This is a genomic window from Curtobacterium sp. MCLR17_051, from assembly GCF_003234395.1.
Lineage (GTDB): Bacteria > Actinomycetota > Actinomycetes > Actinomycetales > Microbacteriaceae > Curtobacterium > Curtobacterium flaccumfaciens.
This window is the reverse complement of sequence record NZ_QKTA01000004.1, coordinates 50,888-67,473: the sequence shown is the minus strand read 5'-3', so window position 1 is coordinate 67,473 and position 16,586 is coordinate 50,888. Positions and strand designations below refer to the sequence as shown.

Genomic DNA, 16,586 nt, shown 5'->3' with positions numbered 1-16,586 from the left:
ACGCCGGCGTCTCCGCGCCGGTCAGCCGATGCGGATCAGCTTCTTGTTCACGAACTCGTCGGCCCCCAGGGGGCCGAGCTCGCGGCCGAAGCCGCTGCCCTTGACGCCACCGAACGGCAGCTCCGGGCTGTCCGCGCCGACGATGTTCACGTAGACCATGCCGGCCTCGATCCGGTCGGCGACCCGGAGTGCCTGGTCGGCGTCGGTGGTGAAGAGGTACGAGCCGAGGCCGTACGGGGTGTCGTTCGCCAGGGCGATCGCCGCGTCCTCGTCGGCCACGCGGTACACGGCGGCGACGGGGCCGAAGAACTCCTCGCGGTAGGCGTCGTTGTCCGGCGTGACGTCGGTCAGGATCGTCGGCAGGAAGGCGTTGCCCTGGCGGTCGCCGCCCGTGACGACGGTCGCACCCTGCTCGACGGCGGACGCGAGCTGTTCCTGCAGCCGATCGGCCGCGGCCGGGGACGACAACGGACCGAGTTCGGCACCGGGCACGCTCGGATCGGTCGGTTCGACCGCCGACATCGCCGCGGTGAACTTCGCCAGGAAGTCGTCGTACAGGCCGTCGACCACCAGGAACCGCTTCGGGGCGTTGCAGACCTGACCGTTGCCCTCGAGCCGGGTGGCGACGGCGGACTCGACGACGGCGTCCAGGTCGTCGGTGGACAGCACGATGAAGGGGTCGGAGCCGCCGAGTTCGAGCACCACCTTCGTCAGGTTCCGGCCGGCGATCTCGGCGACCGCGGCACCGGCGCGTGCCGAACCGGTGAGCGAGACGCCCTGCACCCGCGGGTCGGCGATGACGTCGGCGACCTGGTCGTTCGTCGCGAACACGTTCGTGTAGGCCCCGGCCGGGAAGCCAGCGTCGTGGAAGATCCGCTCGATGGCCAGGGCGGACTCCGGGCACTGCGGTGCGTGCTTGAGCAGGACGGTGTTGCCGATGACCAGGTTCGGGCCGGCGAACCGGGCGATCTGGTACGCGGGGAAGTTCCACGGCATGATGCCGAGCACGACGCCGATGGAGGCCTTGCGGATGAACGCGGACCCCTCGGACCCGTCCGCAAGGGTGATCGGCTGGTCGGCCAGGAACTCCTCGGCGTGGTCGGCGTAGTAGTCGTAGATGTCGGCGCAGAAGTCGACCTCGCCCTCGGCCTGGTCGATGGGCTTCGCCATCTCGCGCACGATCGTGGCGGCGAGCTCGGCGTGCCGCTCCCGGTACAGGTCCGCGACCCGGTGGAGCAGGGCTGCACGGTCGGCGACCGTCGTCGTCCGTGACCACTCGGTGTGCGTGCGGTCGGCGGCTGCGATGGCGTCGCGCAGCTCCGCGTCCGTGATGGTCGGGTAGGTCTCGAGGGTCGTGCCCGTGGTGGGGTCGGTGACGGCGTACATGGCGTCCTCTCGTGGTGGCCGGTCAGGCCTGGTCGGTCAGCTGCTTGTTCACACCGGTGACGGGCTGGTTCTCGTCGAAGCCCTTCGGTGCGACCCGGAAGCCCTTCGTGATGACGAGCAGGTAGACGAACCCGATCGCCGCCCACACTCCTCCTGCGATCAGGGCGTCGGCATGGAGCTGCGACCAGAGCACCCCGGTCAGGAGCATCGCGACCCCCGGCAGCACGATGTAGCGCCAGCGGTCGCCCGCCGTGTGACGACGTCCGTTCCGGATCGCGAAGTGCACGATCACGGTGGCGTTGACGAAGGTGAACGCGATGAGGGCGCCGAAGTTGATGTAGGCCGCGATCGTGTCGAGCGAGAAGCTCATCGCCAGCAGGGTGACCGCGCCGACGAAGACGACGTTGAACACCGGGGTGTGCGTGCGGGGGTGCACGTAGCCGAAGACCCGCTTCGGCAGGACGTTGTTCCGGCCCATCACCATGAGCATGCGGGCGACGCTGGCGTGCGACGCGAGACCCGAGGCGAGTGCGGCGACGAACCCGGCCGACACGAGGACCGCCTGGAACACCGGACCGCCGACGAGCAGGCCGATCTGGGGGAGCGGGTCGTCGGTGAACTCACCGAACGGTGCGTTCGTGGGGAAGCGGAGCTGGGCGAAGTAGGCGGAGACCAGGAAGATCGCGCCGCCGAGCAGGACGGTCAGCATGATCGCCTTCGGCATGATGCGGATCGACTTCGCCTCTTCCGTGTACATCGTCACGGCGTCGAAGCCGATGAACGAGAAGCACACCACCGTCGCCCCGGTGAGCAGGGCCGACATCGTCACGCCGTCGTGCACGAAGGGTTCGGCGCTGACGATCGTGCCCGCACCGGCACCCTGGGAGAGCTCGATGACGGTGAAGACCACGAACGCGATCATCGCCAGGATCGCACCGATGAGCAGCACCATGTTCAGGTTCGACGTACCGCGCATCGACAGGCAGATCACCGTCGTCACGAAGACCGAGTAGACGACGACGGTCACCCACGGCGGCAGCCCCGGGAACACCTGCTCCAGGTAGAGCCGGATGATCAGGGCGTTCACCATGGGCAGCAGCAGGTAGTCGAGCAGTGACGCCCAGCCCACCATGAAGCCGAGGTTCGGGTGCATCGACTCCCGGACGTACGTGTACGCGGAACCGGCGGCGGGGTAGACGCGCACCATCTTCCCGTAGCTGATCGCGGTGAGCGCCATGATGACCAGGGCGATGAGGTACGCGCTCGGCACCGCGCCGTCGGTCTGCTCGGAGACGATCCCGAAGGTGTCGAACACGACCGTCGGGGTCATGTAGCCGAGGCCGAGTCCGACGATCGCCCAGAGCCCGAGGCTCCGCTTCAGCGACCCGCCGCGCACCGGTGCTGCCGGCGCGGTGACCGCGATCGGTGATGCCATGTGACTTCCCTGCTCTTCGGGGCCGGGCAGCGTCGCCCGGATCAGTTCGGAGCACCATACCGACGGGTCGGCAGTGGGCGGACCGGCCGCGGTGTACAGGTCATCGGGGCCCGCTGTACACCGCGGCAGTGGTTCAGGCCACCGGTTGCTGCTGCGTGATGCAGTGCAGCCCACCACCCCGCGCGAACACCTGTCTCGCGTCGATCGAGCGGACCCGTCGGCCCGGGTACGCCTCGGCGAGGATGCCCCTGGCGCGGTCGTCAGCGACCGGGTCGCCGAAGGCGCAGGCGATCACGGCGTCGTTCACCACGACGTGGTTCACGTAGTTCCAGTCCACCGGTCCACCGTCGTCCGACAGCGTCGACGGGGCCGGCAACTCGATGATCGTCGCGTCGGTCGCCTGCTCGAGCGCTCGCCGGATCTGCGGCATCACCAGGTGGTCCGGGTGGCCGCCATCCGGCTGGGCGTGCAGCAGGACCGTGCCCGGATCGGCGAAGGTCGCCACCATGTCGACGTGGCCCCGGGTGCCGAAGCCGTCGTAGTCGCGCGTCAGACCACGGGGCAGCCAGACCACCCGCGTGGCGCCGATCGTGCGCGCCAGCTCCAGCTCGACGCGCTCCCGGTCGGCGTACGGGTTCCGGCGCGGGTCGAGCTGCACCGTCTCCGTCACGAGCACGGCGCCGGCGCCGTCGACGTGGATCGCCCCGCCCTCGTTGACCAGCAACGACGGGATCCGCCTGGCTCCCGCAGCATCGGCGACCGTGGCGGCGACCTCGGCGTCACGCGTCCAGGTCGACCACGGGTTCGCGCCCCAGCCGTTGAAGACCCAGTCGACTGCGCCGAGTCGCCCGGTGTCGTCGTCGACGACGAACGTCGGGCCGATGTCGCGCATCCAGAAGTCGTCGAGCGGCGCCTCGAGCACGTCCACGCCGGACGACAGCAGGCGACCGGCATCCGCCCGTGCGGCCGGGTCCACGACGACGGTCACCGGCTGGTGCTCACTGATCGTGTTGGCCGTGGTCGCCCACGCCGTCCGCGCGGCCTCGGCACTCGCCGCGTCGTCGCCGAGCGTCAGGCCGGGGCGCGGGAACGCCATCCAGGTGCGTTCCTGCGGAGCCGTCTCGGGAGGCATCACCCACGTCATGCGCGCGCCTCGCGTCCGGTGGTGGCCGGGTCCACGGCCAGGGCTGCGTCGATCGCGTCGCGTGCGCCGTACGCGTGGCGTTCCTCGTCGACGGGGTCGACGAGTCCGGCGTACAGGTCGGGGCGCCGGGTCAGGTAGAAGGGGAACAGCCGGAGCCACTCCGTCCGGGCGTCGAGGTCGAGGTCGGCGACGAGCACCACGCTCGTGTCACGGGGCGCCTCGACGAGCACCCGGCCGAACGGGTCCGAGATGAAGGACGAGCCGTAGAACGTGATGTCGCCCTCGTCGCCCCACCGGTTCGGCACGACCATGAACTGCCCGGCGGTGATGCCGTTCGCCACGATCACCCGCTGCCAGATCGGCGCGGTGTCGAAGTCGGGGAAGGTCGGTTCGGAGCCGATGGCCGTCGGGTACACGAGCACCTCGGACCCGGCGAGGCCGTAGGACCGGGCCACCTCGGGGAACCACTCGTCCCAGCAGGTCGGCAGCCCGAGGCGCGCGTCGAGTCCGGCGGGCTCGTACACCGGGAAGGCATCGTCGTCGGTCCCCGGGCGGAAGTACGTGTCCTCGTGGTAGCCGGCGCTGATCGGGATGTGGGTCTTCCGAGTCCGGCCGACCAGGGTGCCGTCGGGAGCGACGAGGACGGCGGTGTTGTAGCCGCGGGGGTCGTCGGGCTGGTCGTCGTCGTCCGGCCGCTCGTACAGCGAGGCGTGCACGAACACCCCGTGCTCGATCGCCTGTGCACGGGCGAAGGCGACGGTCGGACCGTCCTGCAGCGACTCGGCGAGGTCCTTCGGGGTCCCGCTCGCCGGGGTGTCACCCGGGTAGCGGCGCAGCGTGAGCTCGGGCAGGAACACCGCGGTGGCACCGTGCGCTGCGGCGGTCGCGATGCCGTCGGCGAGCTGGGCCAGGTGCTCGTCCGGGTCGGGGAGCCACCGCACCTGCACGAGGGCGACGCGGAGCGATCGGCGGGGTGCGCTGGTGTCGGCCTGCAGCGGCGACGGGAGCGAGGGTGCGGTGACGACGTCCATGCGCCATTGTTGATCGCATGGTCAACTAGCGCAAGACCTTCAGCTGATGATGTTGACCGCGCGCGAGATGACCAGCGCCAGCAGGATGAACCCGCTGAGCGCCTGGTAGGCCATGATCATCTTCGCCCGGACGGTCATCGGCATCGTGTCCGTCGGGCTGAACGCCATCATGTTCGTCATCGCCACGTAGAGGTAGTCGAGGTAGACCGGCCGCCAGTCCGCGGTCTTCGGGTCGGTCTCCTGGGGGAACTGGAAGTCCGCCTCGGCCGTCGACCACAGTTCGGGGCGCCGCCGCGCCACCGGACCCCCGCGGTCGAGCTCCCAGTAGACGAGCGCGAACACGATGATCGTGCTCACCCAGACCTGCAGCGCGGTGAGCAGCACGGCCGCACCGTCCGCGTGGCCGCCGAGCAGCTCGGTGATGGTCCGGATGACGGTGAGCTGGCTGGCGACGGTGAGCAGGGCCGCCAGGGCGAACGACAGCCACCGTGACCAGGCGGTCTCGCGCGTCAGACGCCGCGGGTTGAAGACGATGAGCGGCGTGAGCAGCAGGACGCCCAGGACGGGCACCACCCACGACGGGAAGAACAGCACCTCGTCGGGCAGGAACAGGCTCAGCGCCAGGTTCACCAGGACCGCGACGGCGACCGGTGCCCGGTGTTCGTGGCGCGGTCGGGTCCTCGTCGGGGTCACGGAGCGAGTGTCGCACGGGCCGACACCAGCGGGGGTGTGGCGCTCAGGGCCTGGACAGCGGGTCGGCGAGCGAGAGCGGTTCGACCTGGGCGCCGAGCAACCGCCCGGCTGCCCGCAGCCCGGACAGCAGCGCACCGTGCACCGTCGCCGGGTCGTCGCTCCACGTGGCCTCGCCGGCGAGCTGCACCCGGCCGGACGGGGTGCCGAGCAGGTCGTGGTCGTCGGGTGACGCCCCGACGTGGAGGTACGAGTACGAGCCCCGCGAGAACGGGTCCTCGGCCCAACGGGTGATCCGGAACGCCTCGGGCTGGGGGACGGACGGGCCGAACATCTTCCGCAGCGCCGCCACCCCCTCGTCGACGACCATGGCGTCCGGCAGGGTCTCGAGCCGACGGGCTCCGGCGCCACCGACCAGGGCGGCGAGCACCGGCGCACCGGTCACCCGGGACATGTCGTACCAGGAGTGCCAGTCGACGCCGGCGGACCCCTGCTGCCGGACCACCCACGAGTCGCCCCAGAACCGTGTGGGGAACCGCAGGAACACCTTGTCGTAGGTGCCCATCCCGAGCCGGTCGAGCGCTCCGGTCACCGGCGCGGACAGGGGCGGGTCGAAGACCACGTCGCCGGCCTGCAGCACCCCGAGCGGCACCGTGACGACGACCTGCGGCGCGACGACGGTGGTGCCGTCGGCGAGCCCCACGGTCATGGAGTCGCCGGCCTGGGTCACCGACCGCACGACCGACGACAGCCGGACGTCGAGACCCTCGGCCAGCGCGCGGGCGTACTGAGCGTAGCCGCCGGGGAACACCACCTCGTCGCCGGGGACGTGCTCCTCGTCGAGTCCGTGCGCGTCGAGGACGGTCACGGGGGCACCGCAGAGGTCCTCGGAGCGGTGGGCCGTGTACTCGCGGACGCGTGCGGCCCGGTCGCCCTGCCACCGCAGCGAACGGAGCACGGTGTCGACGGCGGCCGCGTAGGTCGAGGGCGGGGGAGCGTGCGCGACGACGGCGTCGAGGGCCGCGTCGACGGTGTGGAGGTCCGCGACGAACGCCGACGTGTCCTCGGCGGAGAGAGCGGCGCCGGACGGGTCGTGCCAGGCGATCGGCCGGCCGTCGAACTGGAAGCTGCCGACCGTGAACTCCACGGTGTCGATGCCGAACGCCGGCGCCAGGGCCCAGAGCGGGTTGCCGTCGACCCCGTGGATCCACGAGGCGCCGAGGTCGACCGGAACCCCGAGTGACGAATCGGTCCAGGTGCGCCCGCCGATCCGGTCGCGGGCCTCGAGCACGACGACCCGCTGCCCGCCCAGTGCGAGCGCCCGGGCGGCGGCGAGCCCGGCGACCCCCGCCCCGACGACCACGACGTCGGCGTCGAGACCGGCAGCCATCAGTGCCCTCCGGTCAGTGGCGCCATCAGCCGAGCGGCCAGACTCGGCCGCCCGGTCAGCGCTTCTTCGCGGTCGGCCAGGTCGGTCGCGACGAGTCCCGCGTTCGCGCCGAGGAACCGCAGTGGCTCGGGCTCCCAGTCGGGCGATCGGTGGTTCACCCACGGTAGCGCGGTCAGTGCCGTCGACTCCCCGCGCACGAGGTCGGCGAGGGTCCGGCCGGCCAGGTTCGTCGTCGACAGACCGTCCCCGACGTACCCGCCGGCGCTGCCGACGTGTCCGTCCCAGGTCACCGAGGCGCACCAGTCGCGCGGCACCCCGAGCGGGCCGCCCCACGTGTGGGTGACCGGGGCGTCCGCGACGACGGGGAACAGGTCGACCAGGGCCCTCCGCAGGTGCTCGAACACCCGCGGCACCCGGTCGTACCCGGGCGTGATCGAGGATCCCCAGTGGTAGCGGGCTCCGCGGCCGCCGAACGCCAGCCGGTCGTCGGCCGTGCGCTGCCCGTACACGAGCAGGTGCCGGTAGTCGGAGAACGTCTGCCCGTGCTCGAGCCCGATGCGCTCCCATGCGGACGCCGGCAGCGGGGCCGTCGCGATCATGAGCGAGTACAGCGGCAGGATCCGCCGCTTCGTCTGCTCCAGCTGGGCGCCGTAGCCCTCGACCGCGATCACCACGGCGCCCGCCGTGACGGTGCCGCGCGACGTGACCACACGCCCGCGATCCCAGGACGAGACGGGCGTGTGCTCCGCGATCCGGACGCCACGGGCCTCCAGGGCGGCCGCGAGGCCACGCACCAACGCGGCGGGCTGCACGCGCGCGCAGTCCGGGGTCCACGCGACCCCCGCCGATCCGGCGGCGTCACCCGGTCGAGCGGCCCGCCACGTCACGTCGTCGCCCCATGTCGCGGAGGACGCGACCTCGTCGTGGGCGGCGCGCTCCTGCACGGCGGAGCGTGCGTACAGGACGGTCCCGCCCTTCACGTAGTCGCAGTCGACCTCGGCTTCGGCAGCTGCGCGGCCGACCTCGTCGACGGTGTCGCGCATCGCTGCGCGGAGCGCGAGGGCGGCGTCCCGCCCGTGCTCCTCGGCGATCGCCGAGGCGGACCGCGGGAACAGCGCCGAGCACCAGCCGCCGTTCCGACCGGACGCGCCGAAGCCGGCGATCTCGCGTTCCAGGACGACGATCTGGAGGCCCGGGTCGGCCTGGTGCAGGTACCACGCGGTCCAGAGACCCGTCAGTCCACCGCCCACGATCGCGACGTCGGCCGTCGTGTCGCCGTCGAGCGGCGGCCGGGGCGTCAGGTCGTCGCGTCCGGTGGACGCGAGCTGGTCGAGCCAGAACGAGACGCCCCGGTAGCCGCTCACGGTCAGATCTTCGTCCAGGCCTCGGACAGGACGCTCCGCAGGATCGACGTCATCTCGCGGAACTCCGGCTGCCCGATCGTCAGCGGCGGTGCGAGCTGCACGACGGGGTCACCGCGGTCGTCGGCCCGGCAGTACAGCCCCGCGTCGAACAACGCCTTCGACAGGAACCCGCGCAGCAGCCGCTCGGACTCGTCGTCGTCGAAGGTCGTCTTGGTGGCCTTGTCCTTGACGAGCTCGATGCCGTAGAAGTAGCCGTCGCCGCGGACGTCCCCGACGATCGGCAGGTCGAGCAGGGTGTCGAGCTCGGCGCGGAAGAGCGGGGCGTTCTGCTGCACGTTGGCGAGCAGCCCCTCTTCCTCGAAGATGTCGAGGTTCTCCATCGCGACGGCGGCCGACACCGGGTGCCCGCCGAACGTGTAGCCGTGGTAGAAGGTCGTGTCCCCCTTGGAGAACGGCTCGAACAGCCGGTCGCTGATGATCGTCGCGCCGATCGGGGAGTACCCGGAGGTCATCGCCTTGGCGCACGTGATCATGTCCGGCACGAAGCCGTAGGTGTCGCAGGCGAACATCGTGCCGATCCGGCCGAAGGCGCAGATGACCTCGTCCGAGACGAGCAGCACGTCGTACTCGTCGCAGATCTCGCGCACCCGCTGGAAGTACCCGGGCGGCGGGGTGAAGCAGCCGCCGGAGTTCTGCACCGGCTCGAGGAACACCGCGGCGACGGTGTCGGGGCCCTCGAACTCGATCATCTCGCGGATCCGTTCCGCCGCCCAGAAGCCGAACTGCTCCTCGGTACCCCCGGGGAAGCCCATCTCCTCGGCGCGGTACGAGTTCGTGTTCGGCACCCGGAAGCCGCCGGGGGTCAGGGGCTCGAACATCTCCTTCATCGCCGGGATGCCGGTGATCGCCAGGGCGCCCTGCGGGGTGCCGTGGTAGGCGACCGCGCGGGAGATCACCTTGTGCTTCATCGGCTTGCCCTGGAGCTTCCAGTAGTACTTCGCGAGCTTGAAGGCGGTCTCCACCGCCTCGCCGCCGCCCGTGGAGTAGAAGACCTTGTTGAGGTCACCGGGGGCGTGCTCGGCCAGCCGGTCGGCGAGCTCGATCGCCGCGGGGTGCGCGTACGACCAGATCGGGAAGAAGCTCAGCGTCTCCGCCTGCTTCGCGGCCATCTCGGCCAGGCGCTTCCGCCCGTGCCCGGCGGCGACGACGAACAGGCCGGACAGCCCGTCGATGTACTCCTTGCCGTGGCTGTCGTAGACGTGGTGGCCCTCGCCGCGCACCATGATCGGCACGTCGGCGCCGGCCTGGTTCGCACCGTGCCGGGCGAAGTGCATCCACAGGTGGTCCCGGGACTTCCGCTGCAGGTCGGCGTCGTCGACCGGTGCGAACGGGTCGTAGGAGTGGAGGCGGGCGGCCGGGCCCGTCGTGGTCCGGCCTGTGGCCTGTTCGGAGATGGTCATCGCGTTCCCCAGTCGTAGAGCTGTTTGCGGAGTTGCAGGTAGACGAAGGTCTCGGTGCCGGCGACGCCCGGGATGGCCCGGATGGTGCCGTTGAGCAGTTCGATCAGGTCGTCGTCGTCCTCGCACACGACCTCGACCATCAGGTCGAAGCTGCCGGCGGTCATCACGAGGTAGTCGACCGCCGGCAGCTGCTCCAGGGCATCGGCGACGGTTCGGGTGTCGCCGCTGACCCGGATGCCGATCATCGCCTGGCGGTGGAAGCCCAGTTGCATCGGGTCGGTGACCGCGACGATCTGCATGACGCCGGTCTCGGTCAGCTTCTGCACACGCTGCCGGACCGCCGCTTCACTGAGACCGACGGCCTTGCCGATCTCGCCGTACGGGCGGCGCCCGTCCGCCTGGAGTTGTTCGATGATCCGCTTCGAGGTGTCGTCGATCGGTCCCGGACGTCGTGGTGCTGCCGCCATGCCGGACAGCATGGCAGCGAGGCTCGGGGTGCGCAAGGGATTCCGTTGTGAACTCCGTGTTTCGCGACGATTTCCGTTGTTACAGTTCTCCACAACCTCCGGATCCGTCTTCCGCACCGCCGGAATCCGTGTCAGGATCACCGCCATGCTGGACCCACAGAGCACGGCGACGGCGGACACCGACACCCGGGTCCTGCGGAACTTCGTCGGGGGCGCCTCCGTCGAGTCGACCGCCGACACCACGTTCGACCTGGTCGACCCGACCGACGAGCACGTCTACGGCACGTCCCCGGTGTCCACCCCCGCCGACGTCGACGCCGCCTTCGGTGCGGCCGCGACCGCGTTCGAGACCTGGCGCCGCACCACCCCCGGCGAACGGCAGCTCGCCCTGTTCCGGATCGCCGACGCGATGGAGCAGCGGGCGTCGGAGTTCGCCGACCTCGAGTCGCTCGACACCGGGAAGCCCCGCGCCACCCTGGTCGAGGACGAGATCCTGCTCTCCGTCGACCAGATCCGCTTCTTCGCCGGGGCCGCCCGGAACCTCGAGGGCCGGAGCGCCGGCGAGTACCTGGCCGACCACACCTCGTTCGTCCGGCGTGAACCCATCGGTGTCGTCGCCCAGGTCACCCCGTGGAACTACCCGCTCAACATGGCGGTGTGGAAGTTCGCGCCGGCGCTCGCCGCGGGGAACACCACCGTGCTCAAGCCGAGCGACACGACGCCCCTGTCGACCCTGCTGCTCGCCGAGGTCGCCGCCGAGTTCCTGCCGCCGGGGGTCCTGAACGTCGTGGTGGGGGACCGCACCACCGGCGCAGCGATGATCGACCACCCCACCCCGCAGCTCGTGTCCATCACCGGCTCCGTCCGCGCCGGCATGGAAGTCGCCCGTGCCGCCGCGGGTGACCTCAAGCGCACCCACCTGGAGCTCGGCGGCAAGGCACCCGTGATCGTGTTCGACGACGCGGACATCCCCTCGGCGGTGGCCGGGATCGTCGCCGCCGGGTTCTTCAACGCCGGACAGGACTGCACCGCGGCCACCCGGCTGCTCGTGCAGGACGGCATCCACGACGAGTTCGTGGCGGCGCTCGCCGCAGAGGCACGGCTCAACGCGAGAACCGGGTCGGACGGTTACTACGGCCCCGTCAACAACGCGAACCAGCTCGCGCACGTGCAGTCGTTCCTGGACACGCTGCCCGACCACGCGACGATCGAGCTCGGCGGTGCACGACAGGGCGACCGCGGGTACTTCCACGAGGCCACGATCGTCGCCGGCCTGCGCCAGGACGACCGGGCTGTGCAGCAGGAGATCTTCGGCCCCGTGCAGACCGTGCAGCGGTTCTCGACGGAACAGCAGGCCCTGACGTGGGCGAACGGTGTCGAGTACGGCCTGGCCAGCTCGGTGTGGACGACCGACCACTCCCGGGCGATGCGCTTCGCCCGCGACCTGGACTTCGGCTGCGTGTGGATCAACACGCACATCCCGATCGTCGCCGAGATGCCGCACGGCGGGTTCAAGCACTCCGGCTACGGCAAGGACCTGTCCCAGTACGGCTTCGACGACTACACCCGCATCAAGCACGTCATGTCCTACATCGGCTGAGGCCGACCACCCCCTGGAGGCACCATGGCAATGACCGGAACGTTCGCCGAATCGGGAGCCGATCTCCGGCTCGACCAGATCACGAAGTCCTTCCCCGGCCACACCGCGGTGGACAGCCTCGACCTGACGGTGCCCGCCGGCTCGTTCTTCGCGTTGCTCGGCCCGTCGGGCTGCGGCAAGACGACGACCCTGCGGCTCGTCGCCGGGCTCGAGGAACCCACGAGCGGCACCATCACCATCGGCGGCCAGGACGTCACCGACACGAAGCCGTACCAGCGGCCCGTCAACACGGTGTTCCAGAACTACGCGCTCTTCCCGCACATGAGCGTGCTCGACAACGTCGCGTTCGGGCTGAAGCGGCGCCGGATCCCGGACCCGATGACGAAGGCCACGGAAGCGCTGCGGCTCGTCGAGCTCGAGGGGTCGGCGTCGAAGCGGCCCGCCCAGCTCTCCGGCGGCATGCAGCAGCGCGTCGCCCTGGCCCGAGCGATCGTGAACCGGCCGGCCCTGCTGCTGCTCGACGAGCCCCTCGGCGCCCTCGACCTGAAGCTCCGCCACCAGATGCAGCTCGAGCTGAAGACGATCCAGGCCGAGGTCGGGCTCACGTTCCTGCACGTCACCCACGACCAGGAAGAGGCGATGACGATGGCCGACACGGTCGCCGTCATGAACGGCGGCCGGATCGAGCAGATGGGCAGCCCGCAGGACCTGTACGAGCTGCCGCGCACGGCGTTCGTCGCGAACTTCCTCGGCCAGTCGAACCTGCTCGAGGGCGAGGTGCGCGGCACGGATGCCGGCCTGCTCGTCGTCGCGACCGCGGCCGGCTCCATCGCGGTGCCGGCCGACCGAGCCGTCGCCACGACCGGGCGCGTCGTCGTCGGCGTCCGGCCGGAGAAGCTCAAGATCCGCACCGCCGAACCGACCCCCGAGGCCGGACGGAACATCCTCGGCCCCGGTCGGGTCGTGGACGTCTCGTTCTCCGGCGTCAGCACCCAGTACCTCGTCGACGTGCCGGGCGCCGGGCGCGTCTCGGTGTTCGCGCAGAACTCGAAGGGCGGGCCGCGGATCGCGACCGGTACCGAGGTCTGGCTCACGTGGGGCGTCGACCACGGTTTCGGCCTGGAGGCGCACCCCGCGTCCGACGCGACCGTCACCACCCAGGACGACCCGGGCCTCCAGGCCGTCCCCGCCACGGCAGGATCGCTCGCGTGACCGGCGCGGTGCCCGGTCCGGACCTGCTGCGCGGGCTGACGTCGGCGCGCGTCAGCCGACGCGGCCTGCTGGCCGGCGGCGGGGCCGCCGCGCTGGCCGCCCTGCTCACCGGGTGCAGCATCAAGGGCTCCGCCGCCGCCGGCGCCGAGGACACCGTCGACTGGGCAGCGTTCTGGAAGGACGCGAAGGCGACCGGCACCCTGAACTTCGCGAACTGGCCGCTGTACATCGACTCCGACCACGGCAAGTCCGAGTCCCTGGCGCTGTTCAAGAAGGAGACGGGCATCGCGGTCGACTACCAGGCGGTGATCCAGGACAACGCGACCTTCTACGCGACCGTCTCACCGATCCTGCGGGCGCACGGTGCGACCGGCTACGACCTCGTCGTCATGACGAACGGGTTCGAGCTGACCCAGATGATCAAGAACGGGTTCGTGTGCGAGCTCGACCACTCGCGGCTGCCGAACTTCGCCGCGAACGCCTCGGACTCCGTGAAGGACCCCATCTACGACCCGGGCAACAAGCACTCCGTCGTGTGGCAGACCGGGTTCACCGGGCTCGCCTACAACCCGAAGTACACCGGGCGGAAGATCACCTCGCTCAAGGACCTGCAGGACCCGGCCTTCAAGGGCCGCATCGGGCTGATGAGCGACAACACCGAACTCGGGTCGCTCGGACTGCTCGCGCTCGGCATCGACCCGGAGACCTCGACGCCCGCCGACTGGCGGAAGGCCCAGGCCTGGCTGCGCGAACTGCGGCCGAGCGTCACCGGCTTCTACGACCAGAGCTACATCAACCGGTTGGAGAACGGCGACACCTGGATCACCCAGGCGTGGTCGGGCGACGTGTTCCAGGCGCAGCAGTCCGGGTTCCCCGACCTGGAGTTCATCACGCCGGAAGAGGGGCAGATGACCTGGCACGACAACATGCTCATCCCACGGCAGGCCGCGAACCCGGTGTCGGCGCTCGAGTGGATGAACTTCTACTACACGCCGAAGGTCGCCGGGATCGTCGAGGACTGGGTCAACTACGTCTGCCCGGTGCCCGCTGCCGAGGACTACGTGCGGGACGAACTCGACGACGCCACCGTGGCGGACAGCCCGCTCGTGTTCCCCTCTGCCGACGTGCTGGAGCAGTCGCACGAGTTCCGGGTGTTCGAGAACTACGACGAGTACTCGGAGTGGAACGGCATCTTCAACGCGGTGGTGCAGTCGTGAGCGCGGTCGGGGTGGCGCCGGGGCTCGTTCCCGGTGGTCCCGGTGGTTCCGCCGGTCCTGCCGGTCCTTCCGGTTCCGCGTCGGTGGGCCGGGGGCGCCGTCGGAGCACACCGTTCTTCCTGGCGCTCGTCGGCACCGCGTACCTCTGCGTGTTCTTCGTCATCCCGCTGGTGTCCGGGCTGATCGTCTCGCTCATGACCGGCAACCCGGACGACGGCTACACGTTCACCTGGAACTTCGGGATCTACGGCTCGCTGTTCGTCGACCCGCAGGTGCCCTACCTGACGTTCCTGCTCCGGTCGCTCTGGTACGGCGCCGCCGCCACGATCGCCTGCATCGCCGTCGGGTACCCGGTGGCGTACTTCATCGCGTTCCGGGTGTCCCCGCGGTGGAAGAACCCGCTGCTCATGCTCGTGTTCATCAGCTTCCTGGTGTCGTTCATCATCCGCACCGACATGTGGGCGTTCGTGCTCGCGTCGCAGGGGCCGGTCGTCACGACGCTGCAGGCGCTCGGACTGGCCGGCAAGGACTTCCACATCCTCGGCACCGGGGGCGCGGTGATCTTCGGCGACGCCTACAACGACCTGGCCTTCATGGTCCTGCCGATCTACGCCGCCCTCGAGCGCATCGACCCACGACTCGGCGAGGCCGCGAACGACCTGTACGCCGGCAAGTTCCGGGCGTTCTGGCACACCACGCTGCCGCTGTCCCGCTCGGGCATCTTCGCCGGGGTCCTGCTCGTCTTCATCGACAGCGTCGGCGACCCGGTGAACTCGGCCCTGCTCGGCGGCACGAACACGTACACGATCGGTCAGGCGATCCAGGACGCCTACTCCGGCAACCAGCAGTACAACGTCGCCGCAGCCCTGTCGACCGTGCTCATGGTCGTGCTCGGCATCATCCTGTTCATCTACGCCCGCGTCTCCGGCACCGACGACCTCGAGGACCTCGTATGACCGCCGTCGCACCGTCCCGATCCGCCGCCGCTCAGGCCTCGCCCGTGACCGGTTCCGTCGCCGGCCGTCCGCGTCGTCACGGGGTGAACCGTCGTGGGCCCTGGCTCGCCATCGTGTACTGGGTGACGATCGCGATCACCATGGTGCCGATCGTCTACATGATCGTGTACTCGTTCAACGACGCCCCCACCAACCGGCTGTCGTTCGCCTGGAACGGTTTCACGACCTACTGGTACGCGAACCTGGTGAACGTGTCCGGGCTCGGGGCCGCGTTCGTCACCTCGGTGCTCGTCGCGTTCCTCGCCGCGGTCATCTCCGTCGCGATCGGGTTGCCCCTCGCGCTGGCCCTGGAGCGGTACCGGTTCCCGGGTCGCGGCGTCGTGAACACCGTCGTGTTCGCCGACATCGCGGCGCCGTCGATCGTCGTCGGGTCCGCCTCGCTCTCCTTCTTCCTGTCGGTGGGGCTCGGCACCGGGTTCCTGACCGTGCTCATCACGCACGTGGCGTTCGACGTCGCCTACGTGGTCGTGGTGCTGCGGGCCCGGATCGCGGGGACCTCGCGGGCGCTCGAGGAGGCCGCGGGTGACCTCGGGGCGACACCGTTCCAGGCCTTCCGGCTCGTCACCCTGCCGCTGCTGGCGCCGGGCATGCTCGCCGCCGGGTTGCTGGCGCTGGCGATGTCGATCGACGACTACGTGATCACCTCGTTCGTCGCCGGGCCCGCGGTCACCTTCCCGCTGTTCGTGTACGGCGCCGCGAAGGCCGGGATGCCGCCGCAGGTGCTGTGCTTCGGGACGCTCGTGTTCGCGGTGGGGCTGCTCGTCGCGCTGCTGAACGGGGCGCTCAACCGGCGGTTGGCGCGGACGCGGGGGTAGGCGCCGGCGCGCGCTGGCACCGGCACGGTGCGGGGTGCGTGGGCTGGTGCGGGGTTGGCCGCGTGGTGCGCGCTTGTAGCGGCGCACGGTGCGTGGAACTTCGCACGGGGTGAAGAGGTGCGCACGGTGCGGACGGGAGGCGCGTGGCGGGCTGGCGCCGTGCCTCCCGAGTGCGGGTGGTGCGTCCACAACACGGTGCGGCTTTCGCGGGCTGGTGCGCGGTTGGCGCGGGGCGCACGGTGCGAGGTGCGTGGGCTGGTGCGGGGTTGCGCGCGTGGTGCGCGCTTGTGGCGGCGCACGGTGCCTGGAACTTCGCACGGGGTGAAGAGGTGCGCACGGTGCGGACGGGAGGCGCGTGG

At 70.5% G+C, this 16,586-nt stretch carries 14 protein-coding genes; 5 read left to right on the top strand and 9 right to left on the bottom strand.

Annotation, left to right across the window (positions count from 1 at the left end; genetic code table 11):
- Positions 1–21: 21 nt before the first annotated feature.
- The 9 genes from DEJ06_RS05605 to DEJ06_RS05565 form a co-directional block, all read right to left on the bottom strand.
- Positions 22–1,386, bottom strand: a complete 1,365-nt coding sequence (locus DEJ06_RS05605) for an NAD-dependent succinate-semialdehyde dehydrogenase (RefSeq protein WP_111038678.1) — start codon at positions 1,384–1,386, stop codon at positions 22–24.
- Positions 1,387–1,408: 22 nt separating this feature from the next.
- Complete coding sequence (locus DEJ06_RS05600; protein WP_111038677.1) at positions 1,409–2,821, bottom strand: APC family permease; 1,413 nt, start codon at positions 2,819–2,821, stop codon at positions 1,409–1,411.
- A gap of 133 nt (positions 2,822–2,954) precedes the next feature.
- Positions 2,955–3,965, bottom strand: coding sequence for an agmatine/peptidylarginine deiminase (locus DEJ06_RS05595; protein ID WP_111038676.1), 1,011 nt, complete (start codon positions 3,963–3,965; stop codon positions 2,955–2,957).
- The gene (locus tag DEJ06_RS05590) at positions 3,962–4,996 is read right to left on the bottom strand and encodes a nitrilase-related carbon-nitrogen hydrolase (protein WP_111038675.1); all 1,035 of its coding nucleotides are present in this window, start codon (positions 4,994–4,996) and stop codon (positions 3,962–3,964) included. The genes DEJ06_RS05595 and DEJ06_RS05590 overlap by 4 nt, the downstream gene beginning before the upstream one ends.
- Before the next feature lie 39 nt (positions 4,997–5,035).
- A complete protein-coding gene (locus tag DEJ06_RS05585) occupies positions 5,036–5,689 on the bottom strand; it encodes a DUF1345 domain-containing protein (RefSeq protein WP_111038674.1) in 654 nt (217 codons plus the stop codon).
- 43 nt (positions 5,690–5,732) lie between these two features.
- Positions 5,733–7,076, bottom strand: a complete 1,344-nt coding sequence (locus DEJ06_RS05580) for an NAD(P)/FAD-dependent oxidoreductase (RefSeq protein ID WP_111038673.1) — start codon at positions 7,074–7,076, stop codon at positions 5,733–5,735.
- The gene (locus tag DEJ06_RS05575; RefSeq protein ID WP_111032502.1) at positions 7,076–8,440 is read right to left on the bottom strand and encodes an FAD-binding oxidoreductase; all 1,365 of its coding nucleotides are present in this window, start codon (positions 8,438–8,440) and stop codon (positions 7,076–7,078) included. The genes DEJ06_RS05580 and DEJ06_RS05575 overlap by 1 nt, the downstream gene beginning before the upstream one ends.
- Positions 8,441–8,442: 2 nt before the next feature.
- Positions 8,443–9,900 (bottom strand): aspartate aminotransferase family protein, encoded by a 1,458-nt coding sequence (locus DEJ06_RS05570; RefSeq protein WP_084740608.1) that lies wholly within the window; start codon positions 9,898–9,900, stop codon positions 8,443–8,445.
- Entirely contained in the window at positions 9,897–10,379 is a 483-nt protein-coding gene (locus DEJ06_RS05565) for an Lrp/AsnC family transcriptional regulator (RefSeq protein ID WP_035809531.1), read from the bottom strand. Before DEJ06_RS05565 ends, DEJ06_RS05570 begins: the two co-directional genes overlap by 4 nt.
- Before the next feature lie 133 nt (positions 10,380–10,512).
- On the opposite strand from DEJ06_RS05565, the gene DEJ06_RS05560 reads away from it, so the two are divergent.
- The 5 genes from DEJ06_RS05560 (at position 10,513) to DEJ06_RS05540 (ending at position 16,227) form a co-directional block, all read left to right on the top strand.
- The gene (locus DEJ06_RS05560; protein WP_111038672.1) at positions 10,513–11,967 is read left to right on the top strand and encodes an aminobutyraldehyde dehydrogenase; all 1,455 of its coding nucleotides are present in this window, start codon (positions 10,513–10,515) and stop codon (positions 11,965–11,967) included.
- A gap of 30 nt (positions 11,968–11,997) precedes the next feature.
- Positions 11,998–13,179 carry an ABC transporter ATP-binding protein gene (locus DEJ06_RS05555; protein ID WP_027466951.1) on the top strand — a complete coding sequence of 394 codons (1,182 nt, stop codon included), beginning with the start codon at positions 11,998–12,000 and terminating at the stop codon, positions 13,177–13,179.
- Positions 13,176–14,396 (top strand): PotD/PotF family extracellular solute-binding protein, encoded by a 1,221-nt coding sequence (locus DEJ06_RS05550; protein ID WP_220036483.1) that lies wholly within the window; start codon positions 13,176–13,178, stop codon positions 14,394–14,396. The genes DEJ06_RS05555 and DEJ06_RS05550 overlap by 4 nt, the downstream gene beginning before the upstream one ends.
- 83 nt (positions 14,397–14,479) lie before the next feature.
- Positions 14,480–15,352: an ABC transporter permease gene (locus DEJ06_RS05545; protein ID WP_111038671.1), complete on the top strand. Its 873-nt coding sequence runs from the start codon at positions 14,480–14,482 to the stop codon at positions 15,350–15,352.
- Complete coding sequence (locus DEJ06_RS05540; RefSeq protein WP_111038670.1) at positions 15,349–16,227, top strand: ABC transporter permease; 879 nt, start codon at positions 15,349–15,351, stop codon at positions 16,225–16,227. The genes DEJ06_RS05545 and DEJ06_RS05540 overlap by 4 nt, the downstream gene beginning before the upstream one ends.
- Positions 16,228–16,586 lie beyond the last annotated feature (359 nt).